Here is a 21,929-nt window from a genome sequence, read left to right on the forward strand (position 1 = left end):
GCGGCTCGTCGTCCCGGAGTACGAGGCCACTGCCCAGCGCGTCAGGCCGGTCCCGGCAGCCTCGGTGTCAGCAGCTCCAGCGCTTCCTCCCAGCGGAAGCCGTCGGCCGCGCCCGCGGCCTTCGGCTCGTGGGGTTCGTGCGATCCGATCATGACGCCCATGCCGCGCAGCCGGTCCAGGCTCTGCCGGTAGGCGGGGTGGGCGGCCTGGGCCGCGTTCAGGTACGGGAGGGCGGCGGTGGGGATGCCGGAGCCGTAGGCCTCGCACAGGATGCCCACGGCCAGGGTGTCGGAGATGCCTGCCGCCCACTTGTTGATCGTGTTGAACGTGGCCGGGGCCACCGCGATCGCGTCGGCGGGCGGGAGCGGCCGTGGGTCGCCGGGCCGGCGCCAGGCGGAACGGATCGGATAACCGGTCATGGTCTCCACCGCCGTGGCGTCGATGAAGCCGAGGCCCTGTGGGGTGGCGACGACGCCCACGTCCCAGTTCGCCCGCTGGGCCGCGGTGATGAGCTTGCCGACGTCGGCGGCGATTCCGGCCGCGCACACGACGACGTACAGGAAGGGCCTCATGCTCTGCCCACTCTCCTTGCTCTGCCGGCTCTTCTCGCTCTGCCCGCTCTTCTTGCCCTGCCGGCCAGGCTGATCGTTCACGCGGGGCTCCCGGTCGACGGCTGGAGGGACGCGGTCCCGGCAGGGTACGGCAGGGCGGGCGCGTGCCCCCGCTCTCCGTGACCGGAGGTCGGGGGCACGGGGCCGCGTAAGGGGGTCAGCTGCCGTCGCGGAGGTCGGCGAGGCCGGTCGGGCGGTAGGTGATGTGGTCGAAGGAGGCCTCGCAGCCCTCCCCCGTCGGCGACTGGACCAGGAAGCCGACGGACGCGGCGGCCGACTGCTCCGGGGTGCCCAGGGCGAAGACGCGGACGAAGGTCCACTTCTCGCCGTCGGGCGAGGCGTGGCAGGCGAAGGAGCGGCCCGTGCGGGTCAGCCGCAGCCAGTAGGTGTCGCCGTCCACGGTGAAGGAGTTGACGTCGTCGGAGTGGCCGCGGGTGACGACCGTGCAGAGGGTGGGGCGGTCCGGGGAGAGCTCCAGGCAGATCTTGGCCCACTCCCGGTCGCCGACGTGGAGGTAGAGGACCCCCGCGTCGAAGGCGGCGGCGAAACCGACCTTCACCCGGGCGATCAGCTGGAAGTCGCCCTCGGGGGCGGTACCCAGCAGCCGGGGCGCGTCGCTCACGGATTCCAGGCTCTCGCCGCCCGGCGGGACGAAGCGGTCCTGCCGGGCGCCCGCGCGGCCGGTCAGTACGCCGCCCTCGTGGGCCCATTCCGTCGCGGGGCCGAACGGCTCCAGGGCGAAGGGGAGTTCGGGCAGTCGCAGGGTCATGCGGGGCGTCCGTCCACGCGGCGGGGCAGGCTCTGCGGGTTGTCCTCGCGGAGTTCCGGCGGGAGCAGGGCCTCGGGGGTGGTCTGGTAGCTGACCGGGCGCAGCCAGCGCTCGATCGCGGTGGCGCCGACCGAGGTGGAGGTCGATGTGGTGGCCGGGTAGGGGCCACCGTGGTGCTGGGCGGGGGCGACGGCGACGCCGGTGGGCCAGCCGTTGACCAGCACGCGCCCGGCCAGCGCGGTGAGCTCGGCGAGGAGTCCGGCGGCGCTGCCGTCGGCCTCGTCGGTGGCGATCTGGAGGGTGGCCGTGAGGTTGCCGGGCAGCCGGGACAGGACGGCGGTGATCTCGTCCTCGGAGGCGTAGCGGGCGACGACGGTGACCGGGCCGAAGCACTCCTCCAGGAGCGCGTCGTGCGGGCCCTCGGTGGTGAGCAGTCGCGCCGGTACGGTCAGGAAGCCCGCGGCGACGGTGTGTTCGCCGCCCGCGCCGGGGGTGACCGGGGCGTCCACGTCCGGGAGTGCGGCGCGCTCGCGCACTCCGTCGAGGAAGGCCTCGCGCATCCGGTGGTCGAGCAGCACTCCGGCCTCGGTGTCGCTGACCGCCTCGGTGAGGGACTTCAGCAGGCGGTCGCCGCTCTCGCCGGCCGGGGCGAGGACGAATCCGGGCTTGGTGCAGAACTGGCCCGCGCCCATGGTCATCGAGCCCGCGAGCCCGGCGCCGATCTGCTCGCCGCGCTCGGCGGCGGCGGCTTCGGTGACGACGACGGGGTTGAGGGAGCCGAGCTCGCCGTGGAAGGGGATGGGAGCGGGCCGGGCCGCCGCCGCGTCGAAGAGGGCGCGTCCGCCGCGCACCGAGCCGGTGAAGCCGGCGGCGCCGACGAGCGGGTGCCTGACCAGCTCGACGCCCGCCTCGAAGCCGTGCACCAGGACGACGACGTCCTCGGGCAGTCCGGACCGGGCGGCGGCGCGTCGCAGCACGGAGGCGCAGAGCTCGGAGGTCGCGGGGTGGTCGGGGTGCGCCTTGACGACGACCGGGCAGCCGGCCGCGAGGGCGCTGGCGGTGTCGCCGCCCGGCACGGAGAAGGCGAGCGGGAAGTTACTGGCCGCGTAGACGGCGACGACGCCGAGCGGGATCTTGTAGCGGCGCAGATCGGGCCACGGCGGGGTGCGGGTGGCGTCCTCGTGGTCGATGTGGATGTCGAGGAAGGCGCCCTCGTCGACGACTTCGGCGAAGGCCCGCAACTGAGCTGCGGTGCGCGCGAGTTCACCGGTGAGCCGGGCCGGGCCGAGGGCCGTCTCGGCGTCGGCGGCCTCGATGACGTGCTCGCCGGCCTCGGTGAGCAGATCGGCCGCGGTCCGCAGGAACGCGGCGCGCACGGTGCGGTCGGCGAGCGAGGCACGTGCGGCATGGGCGGCCCGGACCGCCCGGTCGACCTCCTCCGCTGTAGCCTCCACCGCAACCTGCTCACGCGGGTTCCCGGTGCGGGGGTCGACGCTCCAGACTGGTGCTGCTGCCACCGTGTTTCCTTCCGCTCCACTGCCACACATCAGAAGTTGTTCGGTATTCTGAACAGAGTTCCTGATCGTGAATATGAAGCGACTCTATTTCCGGGCGTTCGGTGTTGGCAAGAAGTCGCAGGTTTCGTAAGTGGGCTGGAAGGGGCGTAGGGCGATGTCGGTTGCCGAGTCTGGTGGGGCACAGGTCAAGTCCGCGGTACGGACGGTGGAACTGCTGGAGTACTTCGCGGGGCGGCCCGGCATGCACTCGCTCGCGGCGGTGCAGGAGGCGGTCGGATACCCCAAGTCCAGCCTCTACATGCTGTTGCGCACCCTGGTCGAGCTCGGCTGGGTGGAGACGGACGCGACCGGGACGCGGTACGGGATCGGTGTACGGGCGCTGCTGGTCGGCACCTCGTACATCGACGGCGACGAGGTGGTCGCGTCCGCCCGCCCCACCCTGGACCGGCTCTCCGACGACACGACGGAGACCATCCACCTGGCCCGGCTCGACGGGACGAACGTGGTGTACCTCGCCACCCGCCAGTCCCAGCACTACCTGCGCCCGTTCACCCGCGTCGGTCGCAGGCTGCCCGCGCACTCCACCTCGCTCGGCAAGGCGCTGCTGGCCACCCACAGCGACGAGCAGGTGCGCAAGATGCTGCCCGAGACGCTGCCCGCGCTGACCGAGCACACCCTCACCGACCGGGAGAGGCTCATCGAGGAGCTGCACCTGATCCGCGAGCAGGGGTACGCGGTCGACCGCGAGGAGAACACCCTGGGGCTGCGCTGCTTCGGCGTCGCGATCCCGTACCGCACCCCGGCCAGGGACGCCATCAGCTGCTCGGTGCCGGTCGCCCGGCTGACGCCCGCCCACGAGCAGATGGTCAAGGACGCGCTGTTCGACGCCCGTGACCGGCTGACGCTCGCCACCAGGAGGCTCTGACCATGGACGTTTCCCTGCGCCCGGTGCGCGACGGTGATCTGCCGCTGTTCTTCGCCTGGATGGCCGACCCCGTGGCGGTCCACACGGCCGCCTTCACCAGCGAGGACCCCACGGACCGGCACGCGTTCGACGCCCACTGGAAGCGCATCCTGGCCGACGGTTCGGTGGTGATGCGTACGGTGCTCGCCGACGGTGTGGTGGTCGGCAGCGCCGGGGTCTACGGGCCGCCGGACGACCGTGAGGTCACCTACTGGATGGACAGGGCGCGGTGGGGCCGCGGTCTGGCCACCGCCGCACTGCGGGCGCTGCTCGACACGGTGCCGGAGCGCCCGTTGTACGCGCGCGCGGCGGCCGACAACACGGGGTCGCGGCGGGTACTGGAGAAGTGCGGGTTCACCGTGACGGGCCAGGACCACGGCTACGCGCACGCCCGCGGCGAGGAGACCGACGAACTGCTGTTCACCCTCACTGGATGACATGTCCGCGATCCGTCTCCGCCGTGCGGCGGAGACGGATCGTCGCCGGGCAGGACGTGCGCGCGCCGCCCGCACGGAAACGTTGACCGCATGACACAGACACCGCTCGCACCGGCCCCCGCACCGGTCACCACCCGGTTGCGCACCGCACTGCGGACCCTCTCCATCATCGCCTGCCTGCCGTACATCGTGCTCAAGGCCGCCTGGGTCGCGGGCAGTCACCTCGGGATCCCGGCCGGGAGCCCGCTCCTGGAGCACCGCGCCGCGATGATCGTCGCCAACGGCGGCTCGGTCCTGATGGACAGCGCGGTCGTGGTCATCGCCCTGCTGCTCACCCAGGCCTGGGGCCGGCGCGTGCCCGCCTGGCTGCTCGTCCTGCCGGTGTGGGCGGCGACGGGTCTGCTGCTGCCGATCATGGCCGGCTATCCACTGCAACTACTGGTCAAGGCCCTGGGCGGAGGGATCGCCGGCGGCGGCGACTCCGCACGGCCCTTCCTGGACGAATGGGTCTTCGGCGTCGTCTACACCGGTTTCATCATCCAGGGCCTGGCGCTGGGCACCCTCTTCGTGCTGTACGCCAGGGACCGCTGGGGCCACCTCTGGCAAGGCACGCTGCGCGATCTGCCCCTCAGCCCCACGGCCCCCGCCCTGCGGGTCACGGCCGTAGCCGTCACGCTGACCGCCCTGATACCCGGCGCCATGCATCTGCTCTGGGCCGCCGGGTCGACCGCTGGGCTCAACGCGGCCCAGATCGCGGAGAGCGACAGCGACTCGCACGTCGTCGACGCCGTCCACGGCCTCTTCGCCGTCGTCGCCGTCGCCGGGGTCCTGCTCCTCGCCTTCCGCCGGAGCTCCGCCCTGCCGCTGCGGGTACCGCTCGCCCTGGCGTGGGGCGGATCCGGGGCGACGGCCTGCTGGGGCGCCTGGATGGGCCTCGCCCAGCTGAGCGGTGTCAACGACGTGGCCCACCGGCCCACCGCCGCGGTGGTGCTCGTCTACGCTGTGCAGATGCTGGTCGGGATGCTGGTGATGACCCTGGGTACGTACTTCCTGGTGGAGCGCGCGGCAGCGGCCCGGCCGCCGTCCGGCCGCCCGGCGTGACGCCGCTGGTCGGGCAGCGGGCCCGGTTGCGCTGGCTGCATCTGGTAGTCGGCGGCGCCCTGTTGATGCCGTACTTCCTGGTCGGCACGGTGATCGTCGGCTCGTACCGGCCGGACGCGAACGTGTTCACCTCGCCGGTCGACCAGCTGGCCGCGTTCGGCTTCGCGCTGCCGATGGCCGCGGTGACCGCGCTCTTCCCGCTCGCCCGGCCGCTGTCGGTGGCCGCCGCCCGTGCACTGTGCGGTCTGCCGCCGGACCGGCCGCTCGCCGACGGACCGGCCAGGACCCGGCAGGCGCGGGTCCGCGCGGCGCTCTGGTACACCCTGCACGTGGGACTCGGCGGCATCGTCAGCGGCATGACGCTGGCACTGATCCCGTTCGCGGTCGGTGTGACGGTGCTTCCGTTCGTCCAGGCCGTGCGGGACTCCCGGGTGATGCGTCTGCCGGCGGCCCTGGACGGGCCCTGGCCGCTGGTCCTGATGCCCCTCGCCGGGATCGCGATGCTGGCGGCGCTGGCCGGCTGCGCCGCGGCGGCCGGGGCGCTGCTGGCGGACCGGGCACCGGTGCTGCTGGGGCCCACCCCCGACGACCGGCTGGCCGCCGCCGAGCGCCGGGCGGCCGACCTCGCGGTACGCAACCGGCTGGCCCGGGAGCTGCACGATTCGGTCGGCCACGCGCTCAGCGCCGTCACCCTCCAGGCGGGCGCGGCACGCCGGGTCCTGGACAGCGACCCGGAGTTCGTCCGCGAGGCGCTGACCGCGATCGAGGAGACGACACGGCGCACGGTCGGTGAACTCGACACCGTGCTGGGGCTGCTGCGCAAGGACGGCGACGGGGAACAGGACGCGGCGCCCGGCCCGGGGCTCGACGCGCTGGACGGACTGCTGGCGCACTGCGGGGTCCCCGTCTCGTACACCGCCGACGGCGACCAGGGCGCGGTGCCCGACGCCGTGGCACGCCAGGCGTACCGGATCGTGCAGGAAGGGCTGAGCAACGCGCTGCGGCACGGCGGGCGGGGCGGGCCGGTCCGGCTGCGGATCGCGGTGCGCCCGGAGGAGCTGGAGATCGTCATGGCCAGTCCGCTGCCCGAACGGCCGCCCCCGGTACGGCCCGACGGTGGCCGCGGGCTGCGCGGCATCGCCGAGCGGGCGGTCCTGCTCGGCGGCCGTACCGAGGCCGGACCGCACGACGACGAGTGGCGGCTGACCGCCTGCCTCCCCCTGCACACCCCCGGAAGGGAACGGTCATGAGTACGACGGTCCGGATCGTCGTCGCCGACGACGAACGCATGGTCCGCACCGCTCTGCGGGTCATCCTGGACGCCGAGAGCGGGCTGGAGGTCGTCGGCGAGGCCTCCACCGGCGCCGAGGCCGTCTCCGTGGTCCGTGAACTGCGCCCCGACGTGGTGCTGATGGACGTGCGGATGCCGGAGACCGACGGCATCCGGGCCACCGAGCAGATCCTGGCCACGCTCGACCCGGCCCCCCGCATCGTCGTCGTCACCACCTTCGAACACGACTCCTACGTGTACGACGCGCTGTGCGCCGGAGCCGCGGGCTTCCTGCTCAAACGGGCGGCGGCCGAGGACCTGGTGCAGGCGGTGCGGCTGGTGGCCCGCAGCGATTCGCTGCTCTTCCCCGCGGCGGTGCGGGGACTGGCGGCCGAGTACGGGCGGCGCAGGCCGTCCGCCGCACCCGCCTGGGCCGCCCGGCTCACCGGCCGGGAGGCGGACGTCCTGCGGCTGATGGCGGCCGGACTCACCAACGCGGAGATCGCGGCGCGGCTGCGGGTCGGTCCGGCGACGGCGAAGACCCATGTGGCGGCCGTCCTCGCGAAGACCGGCGCCCGGGACCGTACGCAGGCGGTCATCGCGGCGTACGAGTCGGGGTTCATCACCCCGGGCTGAGCCCGCGGGCACCGCGGCGACGGCCGGGTGACGATGAGGAATGGGTGAGAAGCCGCACAACGGGGAACGGTGCGCCCCGTCCCGTACGTCCCCTGTACGGAATGAACAAGACGATAAGGCGCGCCTCGGTCTTCTCGCTGCTGCTGGTGCTCGCCCTGCTGGGGCGGGCGACCTGGGTGCAGGCGTACCAGGCCCGGGCGCTCGCAGACGACGACCACAACCGGCGGAACATCATCGCGCAGTACGCGCAGCCGCTCGGCGACATCATCGTGGCCGGCTCCCCGGTCACCGGATCGAAGAGGACGGAGGGCAGCGACCTCGCGTACAAGCGCACCTACAAACAGGGCGACCTCTACGCCGCCGTCACCGGATACGGCTCGCAGGCCTACGGCTCCACCCAGCTCGAAGGCATCTACAGCCATGTGCTGGACGGCACCGACGACCGGCTGAAGAACCCGCTGGACGCGCTGACCGGCAAGCAGACCGAGCCAGGCAGCGTGCTGACGACGATCGATCCGGACGTGCAGAAGGCGGCGTACGACGCGCTCGGCGACGACAAGGGCGCGGCCGTGGCGATCGACCCGAAGAGCGGACAGATCCTGGGGATGGTCTCCTCGCCGTCCTACGACCCCTCCGACATCAGCGGGACGACCGACGGCGACACCTGGAAGAAGCTGCTCGCCGACCCGGACAAGCCGCTGGTCAACCGTGCGATGCGGCAGCCGCTGGCACCCGGTTCGACGTTCAAGCTGGTAGTGGCGTCCGCCGCGCTGGAGGACGGTCTCTACAGCTCGGTCGACGAGCCCACCAAGAGCCCCAGCCCGTACACCCTGCCCGGCAGCAGCACCCCCCTGAGGAACGAGAGCGCCTCCGCCCCCTGCGAGAACGCGACGCTGCGCGTGGCGCTCCAGTACTCGTGCAACAACGTCTTCGGCAAGGTCGCCGCCGACCTCGGCCAGGACAAGGTGCGGGCGATGGCGGAGAAGTTCGGCTTCAACACGGAGAAGCTCGACGTACCGGTCCGGGCCGCTGAGAGCCTCTACCCCTCCGACATGGACGACGCGCAGACGGCGCTGACGGGCATCGGCCAGTTCGAGGTCACCGCGACACCGCTCCAGATGGCGATGGTCTCGGCGGCGCTCGCCAACGGCGGTGAGCTGGCCGCCCCGCACATGGTGTCCAAGGTGACGGACTCCAAGGGCGGCACCCTGGAGGACTACGCGGACGGTGACATGAAGCGCGTCGTCTCCGCGGCCACCGCCAAGGAGCTGCGCAGCGCGATGGTGACCGTCGTGGAGAAGGGGACCGGCACCAACGCCCGGATCGGCGGGGCGGAGGTGGGCGGCAAGACGGGGACCGCGGAGAACGGCGTGGGCAACAGCAACACCCCGTACGCCTGGTTCACCTCGTACGCGAAGGACGGCTCCAGCGGCCAGGAGGTCGCGGTCGCGGTGATCGTGGAGGACTCGGGTTCGGCCGCCTCCGAGGTCAGCGGCAACGGTCTCGCGGCCCCGATCGCCCAGAAGATGATGAAGGCCGCGCTCCAGCGGTGACGCACCGCGGGTAACCGGCGGATGGACGGACCCGGCGCCCCGGGGCCCCTTTTCGGGGCGCCGGGGCGTTCGCTGTGTCCCGGGCCCTTCAGGTTTTCGCCGTGTTACGCCTTACTTGGATACGCACCCGTGTCGAAGCGCTTGCGGGGTGCGCGGTACGCTCTCGCCCCGCCCGCACACCGCGGGCGGCTCCGGGAACGTACACGGCCGGGACCGGCAGGTGCGGGATTCGATCGCGGGGATGGGGTAGCTGTGGGCACATCCGTCGAGGACACCGATGCCGCTGCCGCCGAGTTCCATGCCTTCTTCGAGGCCCATTACGCCGAACTCGCCCGGCTCGCACACCTGTTGACCGGTGAGGCCGATGCCGCGGACGATCTGGCCGCCGATGCCCTGCTGGCCCTGTGGCACCGCTGGGACCGGGTCAGGAGCGCCGATCACCCGGTGGCGTACGCGCGCGGGGTGGTCGCCAACCTGGCCAGGACCCGGATCAGGAGCGCGGTGCGCGAGCGCCGCCGCATCGCGCTGTTCTGGGCGCCGCGCGGCGGCGGGGACGGGTACGCCGTCGAGGATCCGGACGTGTCGGCGGTGGTGGACGTCCAGGGGGCGCTGCGCCGGCTGCCGTTCCGCAAGCGCGCCTGTGTGGTGCTGCGGCACGCCTTCGACCTCTCGGAGCGGGACACCTCGCTGGTGCTCGGGATCTCGGTGGGTACGGTGAAGAGCCAGACCTCGCGCGCCGTCGCGGAACTGCAGCGGCTGCTCGGTCCCGACACGCCCGCCGCGCACGTACAGGTGGCCGTCGCGGCGCAGCGCACCGGAGGAAGTCAGTGAGGAACGAGGAGTTGCCCCGGCGGCTGCGGGTCGCCGCCGAGGCGCACCGGCCGGACCGGGAGCGGATACTGGCCCGGGTCGAGCGCGGGATGGCCGAGGACCGCCCCCGGGCCCGGCCGGCGGGCCCGCCGCGCGCCGCGATGCCGTGGCTGCGGGTCGCGGGAGCGACGGCGGCGGTCTGCGGGGTGCTGGCCGTCGGCGCGTTCGCCGTCACCTCCGCCGGCGGGGACGGGCAGCGCGGTGAGCCGGTGGCGGGTCCGCCGTCGGCGACCGGTACGCCGGGCCCGGTCACCGCTCCGGCCGCACCCGGCGGCACGCTGCGGACCGAGGACGGCCCGCTGTGGACGGACGGCGTCGTCGACCCGCACAGCAACGCGTACTGGGCGCAGAGCAATGTGACGCTGCGGACTACGGAGCCGCTCTCCTCCTTGACCGTGGAGCTGCGGATCGTGCTCACCGGCGGCGTGACCAGCACCGGTTCCTGGCGTTCGCTGCCGGAGCGGGACTTCACCGTGTCGGCGACCGAGGACGGCGGTTTCCTCGTGTACCGGTGGGTGCTGAAGCCCGGACGGAGTGTCCCGGCCGGTACGCACACCTTCGCCGGGCAGTACGACCACGCCGAGGGCGAACGGAACCCGGCGGGCGACTACGTGACGGCGCACGCGGTGCGGGTCACGGGTCAACGGGCTTCGGTGGGCGACTCCTTCGGCCGCGCTCACTGACCGGTCCCTGACTTGGTCTTCACCCTGTGTGGCGCGGGGGAGAAAAAGAGCGGCGGTACCCGGCAACCCCCGACCCGGTGGTGGCGACCAAGGAGAGCAACGCTCCCCCCACCATCGAGGAACGGGACACCGACATGAAGAAGCAAGCCGCACTCCGCGGCAGCCACGCACGGCGCTCCGGCCGGCGTCGCACGATCGCCACGTCGACGACCGCACTGGCCCTCACCGGCGCCGCGCTCGCCACTGGTCTGCTGGTCCAGTCGGCCGACGCCTCCCCCACGCCCGCCGCCGCGGCGGCCTGGCCCACCCCCGTGGGTTCGCAGGCCGTACCGGCGACCATCGAGGTATCCGGTACGTACGACGGCGCGTTGAAGCGCTTCTACGGCAGCGGGGACCTGGGCGACGGCGGGCAGGACGAGGACCAGGACCCGGTCTTCGAGCTGGCCGACGGTGCGGTCCTGAAGAACGTCGTCGTGGGCTCCCCGGCCGCCGACGGCATTCACTGCCTGGGCAGTTGCACGCTGCAGAACGTGTGGTGGGAGGATGTCGGCGAGGACGCTGCCTCCTTCAAGGGCGGTTCGTCCGGGGCCGTGTACAAGGTGACCGGCGGCGGTGCCAGGGGCGCCGACGACAAGGTCTTCCAGTTCAACGGCGCGGGCAGCCTGACCGTGAGCGGCTTCCAGGTCTCGGACTTCGGCAAGCTGGTGCGCTCCTGCGGAAACTGCTCCAAGCAGTACAAGCGCACGATCACGGTCAGCGACGTGGATGTGACGGCTCCGGGCAAGGCCCTGGTGGGGATCAACACGAACTACGGGGACACCGCGACCCTGAGGTCCGTCCGCATCCACGGCGACAGCAGCAAGAAGATCAAGCCGTGCGTCCGCTACACCGGCAACGACACCGGCGCCGAGCCGCCGGAGACGGGCAGCGGGCCGGACGGCACGTACTGCAAGTACAGCAGCTCCGACCTCAGCTACGACTGAGCTACGGTGCCGGGCGCCCCGCCGGAGCCGTCCGGCGGGGCGCCCGTCGCGCGGTGGCGGCTCCTCACCGGTGCGGACGCCAGTCGCCGAACCAGCCGGCCGGGGTGTGCAGGCGCGCCTCGGGAGCGGTGAGAAGGGGGCGGTTGGCGGGTACGGTGACGCGCGCGCCCGGCCCCGTGTTGCGGTACTCGGCGAAGCGCTGCTCCTGCCAGGGGAAGCCCGCGGACATGGTTCCGTACGGTTCGTCGGTGTCGATTCCCGCGCCGAGCCGGCACTCGCGCACGGTCAGCATCGGGTGTGCGGTGAGGTCGGAGGAGGGCACCCAGGGGCGCGCCAGCTTGAAGTAACCGTCCGGCGCCGTGCCGGTGACCCGGGAGCGCAGCACGAGAAAGCCGTGCGCGTTGGCGCCTGCGGTGCTGGGCGCGAAGACGAAGCCGTACGGCGGGGCAGCCAGGTCGGTGCGGTTCAGGGTGCGGAAGTGACAGCGGTCCAGGACGGCGGTGGCGCGGCCGAAGACGAAGTCGACGTCTCCTTCGACGTAGCAGTCGCGGTAGTACTGGCGGGCGAAGTCGGTGAGGGCGGCGGAGTCGGCGTAGAGGGTGTCCTGGTGTCCCAGGAAGCGGCAGTCGTAGAACGCCGAACGGTCGCCCTGCACCTTGATGGCGACGGCCTGGGTCCCGGCGTACGCGGGGTGGTCGGCGCGCAGCCAGTCGTTGGCGAAGGTCAGCGCGTGTGCGGTGAGACCGGCGGGCCGGGCGGTGACGGTGGCTGATCCGCTGGTGCCGTGCGTGCCCGAACCGTCGGGCAGGGGCGTTTCGTTGGCGTTGGCGTACACGATGACGGTGTCGTGCGGGTCGCCGCTCGCGCCGATGAGGGTGAGGCCGGTCCGGTCGGCCGGGATGTCGACCGTCTCGCGGTAGGTGCCCGGGGCGATCACCAGGGTCCTGCCGCTGCCGGTCGCCGCGTCCACGGCGGCCTGGACGGTGGTGTGGTCGCCCCTGCCGTGGGCGTCGACGTAGAGCGTCGCGGTGTCGGGGCGGTGGGACGGTGAGCCGTGGCGTCCGAAGGGGCGGTGGCCGACGGGCCGGTCGTGGGCGTGTGCGGCCGGGGCCGCTCCGAGCGCGAGGGCGGCGCTGCCGCCCGCGAGCAGGGTCAGGGCACTGCGTCTGCTGGGCATGGGTGTGACTTCCTTACGCGCGGGGCGCGACGGGGGCCGGGCGGGTCCGCCGGCGCCACTGGGGCGCCGGCGGGGCTCGGGGCGGTCGGTGGTCAGGCGCCTGGAATCCGGCCCACGCCCGCCCCCAGGTCCACGAGCAGCGGGACGAGCAGCGGGTGGACGACTCCGGTGCGCAGGGCGGGTGTCCAGCCGGCGCCCGCGGTGAGCTGCTCCTCGGGGACGCCCGCGTTGTGGACGGCGATCAGATCGGTCCGGCGGCCGTTGACGTAGTTGTCCGCGGCGGTGAGCGAGGACTCGGACCACTTCTTGAGGATCTTCGCCCGGTCGAACCCGCCGGACAGGGTGAACGCGTTGTGCTCGGCGACGAGATGGGACTCGGCGCCGATGCCGTACGAGTAGCCGTAGACGCTGCCCCTGGTGGCGACGAAGTGGTTGTTGTACGAGTCGACCTGGCCGAAGCGGACCCGGGGGGCGCGCTCGTTCAGGTCCTTGAAGAGGTTGTGGTGCAGCGTGACCCGGAGCTTTCCGCGGTCGGTGTCCCCGGCGCCGTCGCTGTTGCCGATGAGCATCGTCTTGTCGTGGTCCTCCAGGACGTTCCAGGAGGCGGTGACCAGGTCGGCGCCCTTGACGATGTCGAAGAGCCCGTCGTGCTGCTGGTACAGCTCGTCGAAGTAGCGGGGCTGGCCGGCGTCCGGGTGGTCCCCGTCGCTGAAGGTGTTGTGGTCGACCCAGACGTGGTCGGAACCGTGGACGACGAGGTTGTCGTACTCGGAGTTCCAGTGCCCGGTGTCCCCGTCGGTGGGGTCCCACTGGGGGAAGCAGTCGTAGGTGTCCTCGAAGCCGATGTTGCGGACGATGACGTTGGATACGTTCTGGATCTGGAGGCCGGCGCCGATGACCGTGGCGTTCCCGCCGACGCCGATCAGTGTGGTGTTGGACGGGACGTAGACGTTCACGGCCGCCTTCTGCAGCTTGGCCGAGGCGAGCCGGGCGTCCTCCAGGGGGCCGGACGGGACCTCGCTGCGGCCCCAGGTGTCCGGGTCGTAGGCGGCGAGGTACTTGTCCAGGGTGTAGCCGTCGGTCTCGTACTCCTCGCAGCCGACCGGGGTGCCCTCGGCGTCGGAGTTCCCGTGGATGGTGCCGTCGATCCTGACGATCTTCGGTGCGTCGCCCGCGTCAGCGAAGGCGGCGACGAGTTCGGCCCGGTTGCTCACGGTGTAGACGTGATCGGGGGTGGCTGCGGCGCCGCCGGTGGTGGAGCCCTCGGCGGCGGCCCAGCCGTCGCCCTCGGGGAGGACGGCGCGCTCGATGCCGCTGCTGTGGCGGGGGGCGGGCCGGTGTCCGGTGGCCTGGGCGGGCACGGAGACGGCGAGGGCCAGTGAGGCGCAGCCCATCACCAGGGCTATGGCGCGTGCATGACACATGCGTGCGGGCATGGCGGTTCCTTCGGGGTGGGTCGGTGGGTGTCGGAGTCGTGCTGTGGGGCTGTGGGGAGCGGTCAGGCCTGTGGCCAGGTGATCCACTCGGTGGGGACCGGGGAGCCGGCGGGGCGCACGTCGCGCGGGGCGAGGACGCGCTCGTCCAGCAGTGAGCGGGTGACCAGCCGGGCGGCCTCGATGGCGCCGCGGGGCCGGAAGTGCGTGTTGTCCTGCTGCCCGTCGGGATAGTTGGGCGACTGCCCCGGCTCCAGCCAGTTGAAGTACTCCCGCGTGCCGTCCGGACCCAGTTCCTGCCAGCGGGCGAGCGTGCGGGCCTGGAGGTCGAGCAGGGGGACGCGCTCCTCGGCGGCCAGCGCGCGCATCGCGTCCGGGTAGTCGCCGTGGCTGGGCGTCGCGGTGCCGTCGGCGGCGAAGCGGCGGCGCTCCACCGGGGTGAGCAGGACCGGCCGCGCCCGGCGCACCCGGGCGCCGCGCACGTACTGGCGCAGATGGTCCTGGTAGGTGGTGTACGGGTCGGTGCCGCGGGCCGGGTCCTCGGTCTTCTCGTCGTTGTGCCCGAACTGGATCAGCAGGAGGTCGCCCGCACGCACCTCCCCCAGCAGGGCCGCGAGCAGCCCCTCGTCGATGAAGCTCTTCGAACTACGGCCGTTCATCGCGTGGTTGGAGACCGCGAGGGAAGGGGCCAGGAAGAACGGCAGGGCCATCCCCCAGCCGGTCTCGGGCGCCACGTCCGCGTACTTCTGGGCGGCCGTCGAATCGCCCGCGATGTGCACGGTGCGGCGGCGCCCGCCCGGCCCGTGCGCGACGGCGGGGGTGGCGGCCAGGCCGAGGGGCAGCGCGAGCAGCGCGGCCGCGGTGCGTCTACGGGTGAGTGACACGGTGGAACTGCCTCTCTCGTGGGACGTACGGATACGTGCGGGACGTAACTGCGGTACGGAGTACGGGAGGAGGGGGGCCGACGGCGGGTGCGACCCGCGCCGCCGCCGGCCCCCGGTCACCGGGGTGTCGGGGCCGGCTCAGCCGTTGCCGATCTCCTTCCACTCCGCCTGGGCCTTGTTCAGCTCTTCGGCGATCTTGTCCAGGAAGGCCTTGGACGTGACCTTGCCGAGCAGCAGCTTCTGGAACTCCGGCTCGTTGTCCGCCTTGCTGATGTTGTTCCAGTCGGGCAGGTAGTACGGCAGTTGCACGATCTTGGTGGAGCCGTCGGTGAGGGCCTTCGCGGCCAGCTCGGTCGGCTCCGTCCCGCTGATCCACGGGTCCTTGGCGGCCTCGGTGTTGGCCGGGATGGCGCCCGCGGACTCGTTCCACTTGCTGTTCGACTCGTGCGAGGCGGCGAACTCGATGAACTTCCAGGCGGCCGTCTTGTTCTTGCTCGACCGGAACAGGCCGAGGCCGTCGACCGGGTTGGAGACCTGGACCCGGGTGCCGCCGTCCCCGATCGGGTTGGGTATCCCGGCGAACTTCTCCTTGCCCAGTGCCTTCAGGTGGTCCTGGTAGGAACCCAGGTTGTGGCTGAGCATCCCGATGGTGCCGGTGTCCCACTGGGCGACCATCTTGGTGAAGTCGTTGTTGACGTCGGCGGCGGGTGTCGACTTCTTGTAGAGCGCGACGTACTTCTCCAGCGCGGCGACGTTCTTCGGGTCGTTGAGGGTCGTTCTGTCGCCGTTCCAGAACTCCGTGATGCCGGACTGGCCGTACGCCGCGTCCATGGCCTGCGCGATGGAGCCCGCGCCGCCGCGGATGGTGTAGCCGAACTTGTTGTGCTTGCCGTCGGTGAGCTTGTCGGCCGCCTTGTAGAAGTCGGCCCAGGTGGTGGGCGCTTCGAGACCCGCCGCCTTGAACAGGTCCGTGCGGTACCAGATCGCGCCGTTGTTGGCGGAGGTCGGCACCGAGTACAGGTCGTCGCCCCGGCCGCCCGCGTCCTTGACGCTCTCGACCATGCCCTCGACGAGCTTGCCCTTCAGCGAGGAGCCCTTGATCCGGTCGGTGAGCGGGTCGAGGGCCTCCTGCGAGACCATGTTGGCCAGATAGGCCGTGCCCACACCGCCCACGTCGGGCAGCCCGCCGCCCGCGATGGCCGTGTCGTACTTGGACTGCACGTCGGCGATCGGGATCGGCACGTACTTGACCTTGATGTCCGGGTTCTCCTTCTCGAAATCCTTGATGATCTCGGTCCAGATGGCGGTGCGCGGACCGCCGTTGTTGTCCCAGAAGGTGATTTCGCCCTTGCCACTGCCCTCGGTGCCGCTGTCGCTGCCGTCGTCACCGCAGGCGGTGGCGGTCAGTGCGAGCACCGCCGCGACGGACACCGCTGCCGCGGCACGCCCCCGCTGCGTCTTCGAGATCTTCATGGTCGGCTCTTCTCTGTCGGTTGTCCGTGTGACGGGTCGCTCTGCATGGGGGGTGTCCGAACGGTCACTTCGTGCGGTCGGTGCGTGCGGTCAGGCGCTGGTGCGGAATCCGGTGAAACAGGCCGTCCCGGCCGGCCCCGTTCCGGCGGGTGCGGTGGCGAACAGTCCGAGCAGGGCGCCGACCCAGCGCCACGGTGTCGCGGCGAAGACCTGGCCCGACGGCCTGAAGCCGGTCCCGTCCCCGGTGTCGGCGAAGAAGCGGCAGCGCGCTCCCGGCCCGGTCTCGATGCGCAGCCGGGCCCGCCCGTCGGGGGCCGCCCTGCTGTGCTCGGCGTCCCGTTCGTGTTCGGCGACCGGCTCCGCGTACCGGTGCACGAGCCGTACGCCGCCGTCCCGGGCCCGCTCCAGCCCGATCCAGCTGAACGCGTCCCCGAGCACGGCGAGACCCGCCTTGGCGCCCGGCACGTCGCTGCCGAGGGCTGCCTCGACCTCGGTGGTGAACGTCTCCGCGGGCAGCCGCTGGACCAGCACGTTGGGCAGGGCCCGCAGATCGTGTGCGTAGGCCGTCCGTACGCAGCTGAGCCGCAGCCCGTCACCGCCGTGCTCGACGGTCCAGCCGGGACGGGGGTCGGCGGTCCACTGCCACTGCCTGCCGAACCGGCCGCCGGGAAAGCCGTCGCTGCTCGCCGGTGCCTCCACGGGCTGAGGGGGCGCGGCCGGCTTACGGTGCACGGAGACGGGTTCGCCCGCGTCGCCGATGACCGGCCAGCCGCCGTCCTCGGCGGCCCAGCGCATCGGCTGGAGGTGGACGACCCGCCCGTACGCCCCGCGCTCCTGGAAGTGCAGGAACCAGTCCTCGCCCGCCGCGGTGCGGACCCAGCCGCCCTGATGCGGCCCGTTGATCCCGGTACGGCCCTGGGCGAGGACCACGCGCTCCTCGTACGGTCCGAAGAAGTCGCGGGAGCGGAAGGCGCCCTGCCAGCCCGTCGCCACCCCGCCGGCCGGGGCGAGGATCCAGAACTCGCCCTCGTGCCGGTGGAGCTTGGGGCCCTCCAGGGTGAACCAGCCGGGGATCGTGTCGGCGTCGATCAGGGTCCTGCCCTCGTCGAGCAGCTCCCGGCCGTCCGGGCTCATCCGGTGTCCGGTGAGCCGGTTCTTGATGCCGGAACGGGATTTGGCCCAGGCGTGCACGAGATACGCCTCGCCGGTCTCCTCGTCCCACAGCGGGCAGGCGTCGATCAGCCCCTTGCCCGCCTTCAGCAGATGGGGCGCGCTCCACGGGCCCCGGACGTCCTCGGCGCTGATCTGCTGGATGCCGTGGTCGGGGTCGCCCCAGAAGATCCAGAACCGTCCCGCGTGGTGACGCAGCGAAGGTGCCCACACCCCGCGGTCGTGGCGCGGCCCGGCGAAGTCCGCGGCCGGTTCGATGCGGTCGAGGGCATGGCCGATGAGGGACCAGTTCACCAGGTCGCGCGAGTGCAGCAGCGGCAGTCCGGGGACCCGGCCGAAGCTGGAGGCGGTGAGGTAGAAGTCGTCGCCGACCCGCACCACGTCGGGATCGGACCAGTCGGCGTTCAGCACCGGGTTGCGGTAGGTGCCGTCGCCGAGGTCGGCGGTCCAGGGCCGGCTGTCCCGGGCGGTGCTCACGCCGTCACCGCCCGGCGGACGTAGGCGGCGGCCGCCGCCCGGTCGAGCCGGCCGTCGGCGATGACCGTGACGATCCGGCGTACGACCGTGCCGCCCGCGGGGACGGGGAGCCGGTGGGCGGCCGCGAGGGAGGAACCGATGCCCGGGTACTCGGTGCTCCGCACGAACCACGGGTCCCGCCGGGTCGCCCCGGTGGCCCCCGCGAACACCAGGGTCCAGCCGTCGCCGCTCATCGCGACCCAGTGGGCGGCGTGTCCGTGCACGGCGTCCTCGCCGTCACCGGAGTCGCTGAACACGGCGGGCGCCGAGGCCTCCTTGGGGGCGCGCCAGAAGAAACCGCCGTATCCGGCGCCCGGTCTGCCGTTCGTGGCGGGGCTGCCGATCGACAGGTCCGAGGTGCCGCGGTTGGTGAGCGAGAAGGAGAAGTCCAGCGCCCAGGCGGTGTCGGAGAGTTCGCAGGCGGCGACGGTGCGGTGCTCCCGCAGCAGTTCGGTGTCGTCCGCCTCCCAGCTGAGCTCCTCGACGAATCCGTCCGGGTCGCGGAGCTTCCAGCCGAGGTGGCGCTGCACCCCGTGGTTGTCGAGCGCGGTGGGGCCCCGGCCCCGGACGAAGGTGCGGCCGCCCCAGAAGTTGTGCCCCGCCACGTCGGGAACGGCGACGGAGGTACCCAGGTGGTGGACGTGGTCGGCCGGGTGCTCCTCGGTGACCGGGGTGCCGCCGAGGGTGGTGACCGGGTGCAGGTAGGGGCGGCCCCCGGGGGCCGGCAGGTAGGTGTAGCGGCCGACCGGGCGGCCGGCACAGCTCAGGAGTGCGGTGGTCGTCACGGTGAACTCACCTCTGTGGGGAGCGCCCAGGGGACGCCGAGTTCGGAGAAGAGCGTGAGGGTGTCGGCGCCCGCCGCGACGGCCGCGTCGACGCCGCGCACCACCCGGCGGGTTCCGTTGCCGACGGTCGCGGGGGCGGTGTGCCAGGCGTCGGCGGGCAGGGCGAGCGGTTCGGGGGCGGTCCGTACGGCCTCGACGACCCGCATGAAGGCGCCGGTGCGGTGTGGCGGCACCAGTAGTTCGGTGCCGTCCTGCCGCAGGTGGTCGAGGAGGTTCTCCAGGAGGTCCGTGCGGCCGTGCACCGCCTCTTGTGGGCCGTGGCCGGCGCGTTGCACGAGGACCCGGTCCTGCTTGTACCAGAAGGTGATCCGGCCGCGGTCGCCGTGGACGATCACATAGGGTTCGCCGGCCTGTTCGGCGCAGAGGGTGACGGCGACGGTGACCGGCAGTCCGGACGTGGTGGTGATCCGTACGCAGGAGGTGTCGTCGGCCTCGATGTCGTGGGCGCGGAAGAGTTCGGTCTCGACGGAGGCGACGTCCTGGGCCGTTCCGCTGCCGGCGAGTTCGAGGGCGGTGGCGACGGCGTGGGCGAGCGGGTTGGTCAGGACCCCGTCGACCACGTCGGTGTCGCCGATCCTCCGCCGTCCGGCCCAGGGAGCGCGCCGGTAGTAGGCGTCGTCGCGGACCCAGGCACCCGCGGCCCCGTAGCCCCGCACGGCGCCGATCGCGCCGCTGCGGACGAGGTCCCGGATGGCGGGTACGGCGTGCGAGCCGAGGGACTGAAAGCCCACCTGGCAGGCGATGCCGGCGTCCCGTACCGCGGTCAGGATCCGCTCGAAGTCGGCCCGGGTCGCCGCGGGCGGCTTCTCCAGGAGGAGGTGGACGCCGTGCCGCGCGGCGGTGAGCGCCAGTTCGGTATGGGTCTGGATAGGGGTGCAGATGACGGCGGCGACGGCCCCGGTGGAGTCCAGGAGCGCCCCGAAGTCGGCTCCCTGCTGCGGGAGTTCACCCGCGAAGGCGGCGAGTTCGCGCTCGTCGAGCGGGGCGGGTTCACAGATGCCGGCGAGCCGGACGAGGCCCCGGTCCTGGAGTCGGCGGATATTGGCGAGGTGCCAGTGCCCGTGGCCCCGGGCACCCGCGAGGACGATCGGGACGGGCGCGGTGGTGGGCGGCGACGACATGCCGGTCATCCCTTCACCGCGCCGGCGCTGAAGCCGGTGATCAGCCACTTCTGGATGAAGGCGAAGACGATCACCACGGGGACCGCGGCGATCACCCCGCCCGCGGCCAGCGCGCCCAGGTCGACGCTGTCCGCGCCGATGAGGGTGTTCAGACCGACCGGGATCGTCTGCTTGTCCTGCTCGCTGAGGAACATCAGGGCGAACAGGAAGTGGTTCCAGCTGTGCACGAAGGCGAACGAGCCGACGGCGATCAGCCCCGGCCGCAGCAGCGGGAGCACCACCGCGCAGAAGGCACGGAAGCGCGAGCAGCCGTCCACCCAGGCGGCCTCCTCCAGCGAGACGGGCACGTTCTTGATGAACCCGCTGATCAGGATGATCGAGAGCGGCAGCTGGAAGACCGTCTCGGCGATGACCACACTCCCCAGGGAGTTGATCATCTGCAGGTTCTTGAAGATCTCGAAGAGCGGTACGAGCATCAGCGCGCCCGGGATGAACTGCGAGCAGAGCAGCGCCAGCATGAAGGCGTTCTTGATCCTGAAGTTGAACCGGGCCAGCGCGTAGCCGCCGGCCAGGGCGACGAGCGTGGTGGCGACCAGGGTGCAGACGCCGACGATCATGCTGTTCTGGAAGAAGACGGCGAAGCTGCGCTCGTTCCAGACCTTGGAGAAGTGCTCCGCCGTCATCGGCCACGGCACGAGCGAGGTGGACCCGGCGGGGCGCACCGCGAACAGGAACATCCAGTAGAACGGGATGAGGGTGAAGACCAGGTAGATGCCGAGCGGTACGTAGATCTGCCAGCGCGGAACGTCGTCGAAGGCCCGCTCACGCCCGGGTCTGAGGCGCCGGTGCGCGGCGGACGGAAGGCTGCTCGGCGCGGGCGGGCGTGCGGAGTCGGTGCCGTTCTTCTCGGCCAGTGCGGCAGTCACTTGTGGTCGCCTCCGAACTTGCTCAGGCGCAGATAGACGATCGAGCAGAAGAGGAGGATCACGAAGGCGACGGTGGTGAGCGCGGAGGCGTACCCGAAGTCGTGGCCCTCGATGCCGGTGTTGGCGACGTAGAGCGGCAGGGTCGTGGTCTCGCCCGCGGGCCCGCCCCCGGTGAGGGTGTAGAGCAGGTCGACGTTGTTGAACTCCCAGACGCCGCGCAGCAGGGTGGCGAGGATGATCGCGTCCCGCAGGTGCGGCAGGGTGATGTGGAAGAACTGGCGCAGCCGCCCGGCGCCGTCCACGGACGCCGCCTCGTACAGCTCCTTGGAGACGGACTGCAGGTCGGCGAGGATGAGGATGGCGAAGAAGGGCACTCCGCGCCAGAGTTCGGCGACGGTCGCGGCCCAGAAGACGGTGCCGGTGTCGGAGAGCACGGAGGTGCCGTAGTCGCCGATCCCCGCGTCCGCGAGGTAACGGCTGAAGCCCGTCGAGGAGTTGTAGAGCAGGATCCAGATGGTGCTGGTGAGTACGCCGGAGACGGCCCACGGCGAGAAGACCATGGCCCGGGAGATGCCGCGGCCGATGAAGGTCTGGTTGACGATCAGGGCGAGGGCGAGTCCGAGGGTGAGCTGGAGCGCGACCTGGGTGACCACCCACTGGGCGCTGAAGCCCAGCGTGGTCCAGAACTGGTCGTCCTCGGTGAAGATCCGGGTGAAGTTGTCGAAGCCCGCGAAGCCGTTCCGCCACGGCTTGGTGACGTTGTAGTTCTGCAGGCTGTAGTAGAAGACGCTGATCACCGGGTAGGCGATGAAGCCCAGCATCAGCAGCCCCGCGGGGGCGATCAGCAGGTACGGCAGCTTGCGGGGGCTCGCGGAGCGGCGCCTGGGCACCTTGGGCGGTGTGGCCACAGCGGCGGCTTGGGCCATGACACGTCTCCGTTCTCTCAGGTACTGGGGGTGCGGGCTGGTGCTGATGCGTGTACTGCGCAAG

The 21,929-nt window shown here is 72.0% G+C and carries 21 protein-coding genes; 9 read left to right on the forward strand and 12 right to left on the reverse strand.

Features of this window, described 5'->3' with window-relative positions; all coding sequences use genetic code 11:
- Positions 1 to 41 precede the first annotated feature (41 nt).
- The 3 genes from ACFVJX_RS12450 to ACFVJX_RS12460 form a co-directional block, all read right to left on the reverse strand.
- Positions 42 to 572 carry a flavoprotein gene (locus ACFVJX_RS12450; RefSeq protein WP_384131000.1) on the reverse strand — a complete coding sequence of 177 codons (531 nt, stop codon included), beginning with the start codon at positions 570 to 572 and terminating at the stop codon, positions 42 to 44.
- Positions 573 to 768: 196 nt separating this feature from the next.
- Positions 769 to 1,380 carry a DUF1349 domain-containing protein gene (locus tag ACFVJX_RS12455; protein ID WP_384130966.1) on the reverse strand — a complete coding sequence of 204 codons (612 nt, stop codon included), beginning with the start codon at positions 1,378 to 1,380 and terminating at the stop codon, positions 769 to 771.
- Positions 1,377 to 2,897 carry an aldehyde dehydrogenase (NADP(+)) gene (locus ACFVJX_RS12460; RefSeq protein WP_384130969.1) on the reverse strand — a complete coding sequence of 507 codons (1,521 nt, stop codon included), beginning with the start codon at positions 2,895 to 2,897 and terminating at the stop codon, positions 1,377 to 1,379. Before ACFVJX_RS12460 ends, ACFVJX_RS12455 begins: the two co-directional genes overlap by 4 nt.
- A 154-nt stretch (positions 2,898 to 3,051) precedes the next feature.
- Between ACFVJX_RS12460 and ACFVJX_RS12465 the strand changes: the two genes are divergently transcribed.
- The 9 genes from ACFVJX_RS12465 to ACFVJX_RS12505 all read left to right on the forward strand — a co-directional run bounded on the left by ACFVJX_RS12465 (position 3,052) and on the right by ACFVJX_RS12505 (position 11,394).
- Positions 3,052 to 3,822, forward strand: coding sequence for an IclR family transcriptional regulator (locus ACFVJX_RS12465; RefSeq protein ID WP_384130972.1), 771 nt, complete (start codon positions 3,052 to 3,054; stop codon positions 3,820 to 3,822).
- Positions 3,823 to 3,824: 2 nt separating this feature from the next.
- A complete protein-coding gene (locus tag ACFVJX_RS12470) occupies positions 3,825 to 4,298 on the forward strand; it encodes a GNAT family N-acetyltransferase (protein ID WP_384130975.1) in 474 nt (157 codons plus the stop codon).
- A gap of 90 nt (positions 4,299 to 4,388) precedes the next feature.
- On the forward strand, positions 4,389 to 5,399 hold the full coding sequence (locus tag ACFVJX_RS12475) for a hypothetical protein (protein WP_384130978.1): 1,011 nt from the start codon (positions 4,389 to 4,391) through the stop codon (positions 5,397 to 5,399).
- Positions 5,396 to 6,649, forward strand: a complete 1,254-nt coding sequence (locus tag ACFVJX_RS12480) for a sensor histidine kinase (protein WP_384130980.1) — start codon at positions 5,396 to 5,398, stop codon at positions 6,647 to 6,649. Before ACFVJX_RS12475 ends, ACFVJX_RS12480 begins: the two co-directional genes overlap by 4 nt.
- Complete coding sequence (locus tag ACFVJX_RS12485; RefSeq protein ID WP_384130983.1) at positions 6,646 to 7,305, forward strand: response regulator; 660 nt, start codon at positions 6,646 to 6,648, stop codon at positions 7,303 to 7,305. Before ACFVJX_RS12480 ends, ACFVJX_RS12485 begins: the two co-directional genes overlap by 4 nt.
- A gap of 101 nt (positions 7,306 to 7,406) precedes the next feature.
- A complete protein-coding gene (locus ACFVJX_RS12490) occupies positions 7,407 to 8,858 on the forward strand; it encodes a peptidoglycan D,D-transpeptidase FtsI family protein (RefSeq protein WP_384130987.1) in 1,452 nt (483 codons plus the stop codon).
- Positions 8,859 to 9,110: 252 nt separating this feature from the next.
- Positions 9,111 to 9,689, forward strand: coding sequence for a SigE family RNA polymerase sigma factor (locus tag ACFVJX_RS12495; RefSeq protein WP_384130989.1), 579 nt, complete (start codon positions 9,111 to 9,113; stop codon positions 9,687 to 9,689).
- Positions 9,686 to 10,411, forward strand: a complete 726-nt coding sequence (locus ACFVJX_RS12500; protein WP_384130991.1) for a hypothetical protein — start codon at positions 9,686 to 9,688, stop codon at positions 10,409 to 10,411. The genes ACFVJX_RS12495 and ACFVJX_RS12500 overlap by 4 nt, the downstream gene beginning before the upstream one ends.
- A 134-nt stretch (positions 10,412 to 10,545) precedes the next feature.
- A complete protein-coding gene (locus ACFVJX_RS12505; RefSeq protein WP_384131002.1) occupies positions 10,546 to 11,394 on the forward strand; it encodes a pectate lyase in 849 nt (282 codons plus the stop codon).
- A gap of 64 nt (positions 11,395 to 11,458) precedes the next feature.
- On the opposite strand, the gene ACFVJX_RS12510 is transcribed toward ACFVJX_RS12505, so the two are convergent.
- The 9 genes from ACFVJX_RS12510 to ACFVJX_RS12550 all read right to left on the reverse strand — a co-directional run bounded on the left by ACFVJX_RS12510 (position 11,459) and on the right by ACFVJX_RS12550 (position 21,865).
- Entirely contained in the window at positions 11,459 to 12,571 is a 1,113-nt protein-coding gene (locus tag ACFVJX_RS12510; RefSeq protein WP_384130994.1) for a pectinesterase family protein, read from the reverse strand.
- Between the two features lie 92 nt (positions 12,572 to 12,663).
- On the reverse strand, positions 12,664 to 14,007 hold the full coding sequence (locus ACFVJX_RS12515; protein WP_384133301.1) for a polysaccharide lyase family 1 protein: 1,344 nt from the start codon (positions 14,005 to 14,007) through the stop codon (positions 12,664 to 12,666).
- Between the two features lie 62 nt (positions 14,008 to 14,069).
- On the reverse strand, positions 14,070 to 14,888 hold the full coding sequence (locus ACFVJX_RS12520) for a rhamnogalacturonan acetylesterase (protein WP_384133298.1): 819 nt from the start codon (positions 14,886 to 14,888) through the stop codon (positions 14,070 to 14,072).
- Positions 14,889 to 15,026: 138 nt separating this feature from the next.
- Positions 15,027 to 16,361, reverse strand: coding sequence for an ABC transporter substrate-binding protein (locus ACFVJX_RS12525; protein ID WP_384133295.1), 1,335 nt, complete (start codon positions 16,359 to 16,361; stop codon positions 15,027 to 15,029).
- A 90-nt stretch (positions 16,362 to 16,451) separates the two neighbouring features.
- Positions 16,452 to 18,008 carry a family 43 glycosylhydrolase gene (locus ACFVJX_RS12530; RefSeq protein ID WP_384133292.1) on the reverse strand — a complete coding sequence of 519 codons (1,557 nt, stop codon included), beginning with the start codon at positions 18,006 to 18,008 and terminating at the stop codon, positions 16,452 to 16,454.
- Positions 18,005 to 18,832: a PmoA family protein gene (locus ACFVJX_RS12535; RefSeq protein WP_384133289.1), complete on the reverse strand. Its 828-nt coding sequence runs from the start codon at positions 18,830 to 18,832 to the stop codon at positions 18,005 to 18,007. The genes ACFVJX_RS12530 and ACFVJX_RS12535 overlap by 4 nt, the downstream gene beginning before the upstream one ends.
- Positions 18,829 to 20,022, reverse strand: a complete 1,194-nt coding sequence (locus ACFVJX_RS12540; RefSeq protein ID WP_384133286.1) for a Gfo/Idh/MocA family protein — start codon at positions 20,020 to 20,022, stop codon at positions 18,829 to 18,831. The genes ACFVJX_RS12535 and ACFVJX_RS12540 overlap by 4 nt, the downstream gene beginning before the upstream one ends.
- A complete protein-coding gene (locus ACFVJX_RS12545; protein ID WP_384133284.1) occupies positions 20,019 to 20,939 on the reverse strand; it encodes a carbohydrate ABC transporter permease in 921 nt (306 codons plus the stop codon). Before ACFVJX_RS12545 ends, ACFVJX_RS12540 begins: the two co-directional genes overlap by 4 nt.
- Positions 20,936 to 21,865: a carbohydrate ABC transporter permease gene (locus ACFVJX_RS12550; protein ID WP_384133280.1), complete on the reverse strand. Its 930-nt coding sequence runs from the start codon at positions 21,863 to 21,865 to the stop codon at positions 20,936 to 20,938. The genes ACFVJX_RS12545 and ACFVJX_RS12550 overlap by 4 nt, the downstream gene beginning before the upstream one ends.
- Positions 21,866 to 21,929: the final 64 nt, after the last annotated feature.

The organism is Streptomyces sp. NPDC127177 (genome assembly GCF_042672475.1).
Classification (GTDB): domain Bacteria; phylum Actinomycetota; class Actinomycetes; order Streptomycetales; family Streptomycetaceae; genus Streptomyces.

What these genes read in the sequence shown, in the direction of transcription:
- ACFVJX_RS12490 (WP_384130987.1), top strand. Translation starts at nt 7,407, where the DNA reads ATGAACAAGACGATAAGGCGCGCCTCGGTCTTCTCGCTGCTGCTGGTG.
- ACFVJX_RS12515 (WP_384133301.1), bottom strand. Translation starts at nt 14,007, where the DNA reads ATGCCCGCACGCATGTGTCATGCACGCGCCATAGCCCTGGTGATGGGC.
- ACFVJX_RS12485 (WP_384130983.1), top strand. Translation starts at nt 6,646, where the DNA reads ATGAGTACGACGGTCCGGATCGTCGTCGCCGACGACGAACGCATGGTC.
- ACFVJX_RS12465 (WP_384130972.1), top strand. Translation starts at nt 3,052, where the DNA reads ATGTCGGTTGCCGAGTCTGGTGGGGCACAGGTCAAGTCCGCGGTACGG.
- ACFVJX_RS12505 (WP_384131002.1), top strand. Translation starts at nt 10,546, where the DNA reads ATGAAGAAGCAAGCCGCACTCCGCGGCAGCCACGCACGGCGCTCCGGC.
- ACFVJX_RS12450 (WP_384131000.1), bottom strand. Translation starts at nt 572, where the DNA reads ATGAGGCCCTTCCTGTACGTCGTCGTGTGCGCGGCCGGAATCGCCGCC.
- ACFVJX_RS12470 (WP_384130975.1), top strand. Translation starts at nt 3,825, where the DNA reads ATGGACGTTTCCCTGCGCCCGGTGCGCGACGGTGATCTGCCGCTGTTC.
- ACFVJX_RS12510 (WP_384130994.1), bottom strand. Translation starts at nt 12,571, where the DNA reads ATGCCCAGCAGACGCAGTGCCCTGACCCTGCTCGCGGGCGGCAGCGCC.
- ACFVJX_RS12525 (WP_384133295.1), bottom strand. Translation starts at nt 16,361, where the DNA reads ATGAAGATCTCGAAGACGCAGCGGGGGCGTGCCGCGGCAGCGGTGTCC.
- ACFVJX_RS12550 (WP_384133280.1), bottom strand. Translation starts at nt 21,865, where the DNA reads ATGGCCCAAGCCGCCGCTGTGGCCACACCGCCCAAGGTGCCCAGGCGC.
- ACFVJX_RS12475 (WP_384130978.1), top strand. Translation starts at nt 4,389, where the DNA reads ATGACACAGACACCGCTCGCACCGGCCCCCGCACCGGTCACCACCCGG.
- ACFVJX_RS12540 (WP_384133286.1), bottom strand. Translation starts at nt 20,022, where the DNA reads ATGACCGGCATGTCGTCGCCGCCCACCACCGCGCCCGTCCCGATCGTC.
- ACFVJX_RS12455 (WP_384130966.1), bottom strand. Translation starts at nt 1,380, where the DNA reads ATGACCCTGCGACTGCCCGAACTCCCCTTCGCCCTGGAGCCGTTCGGC.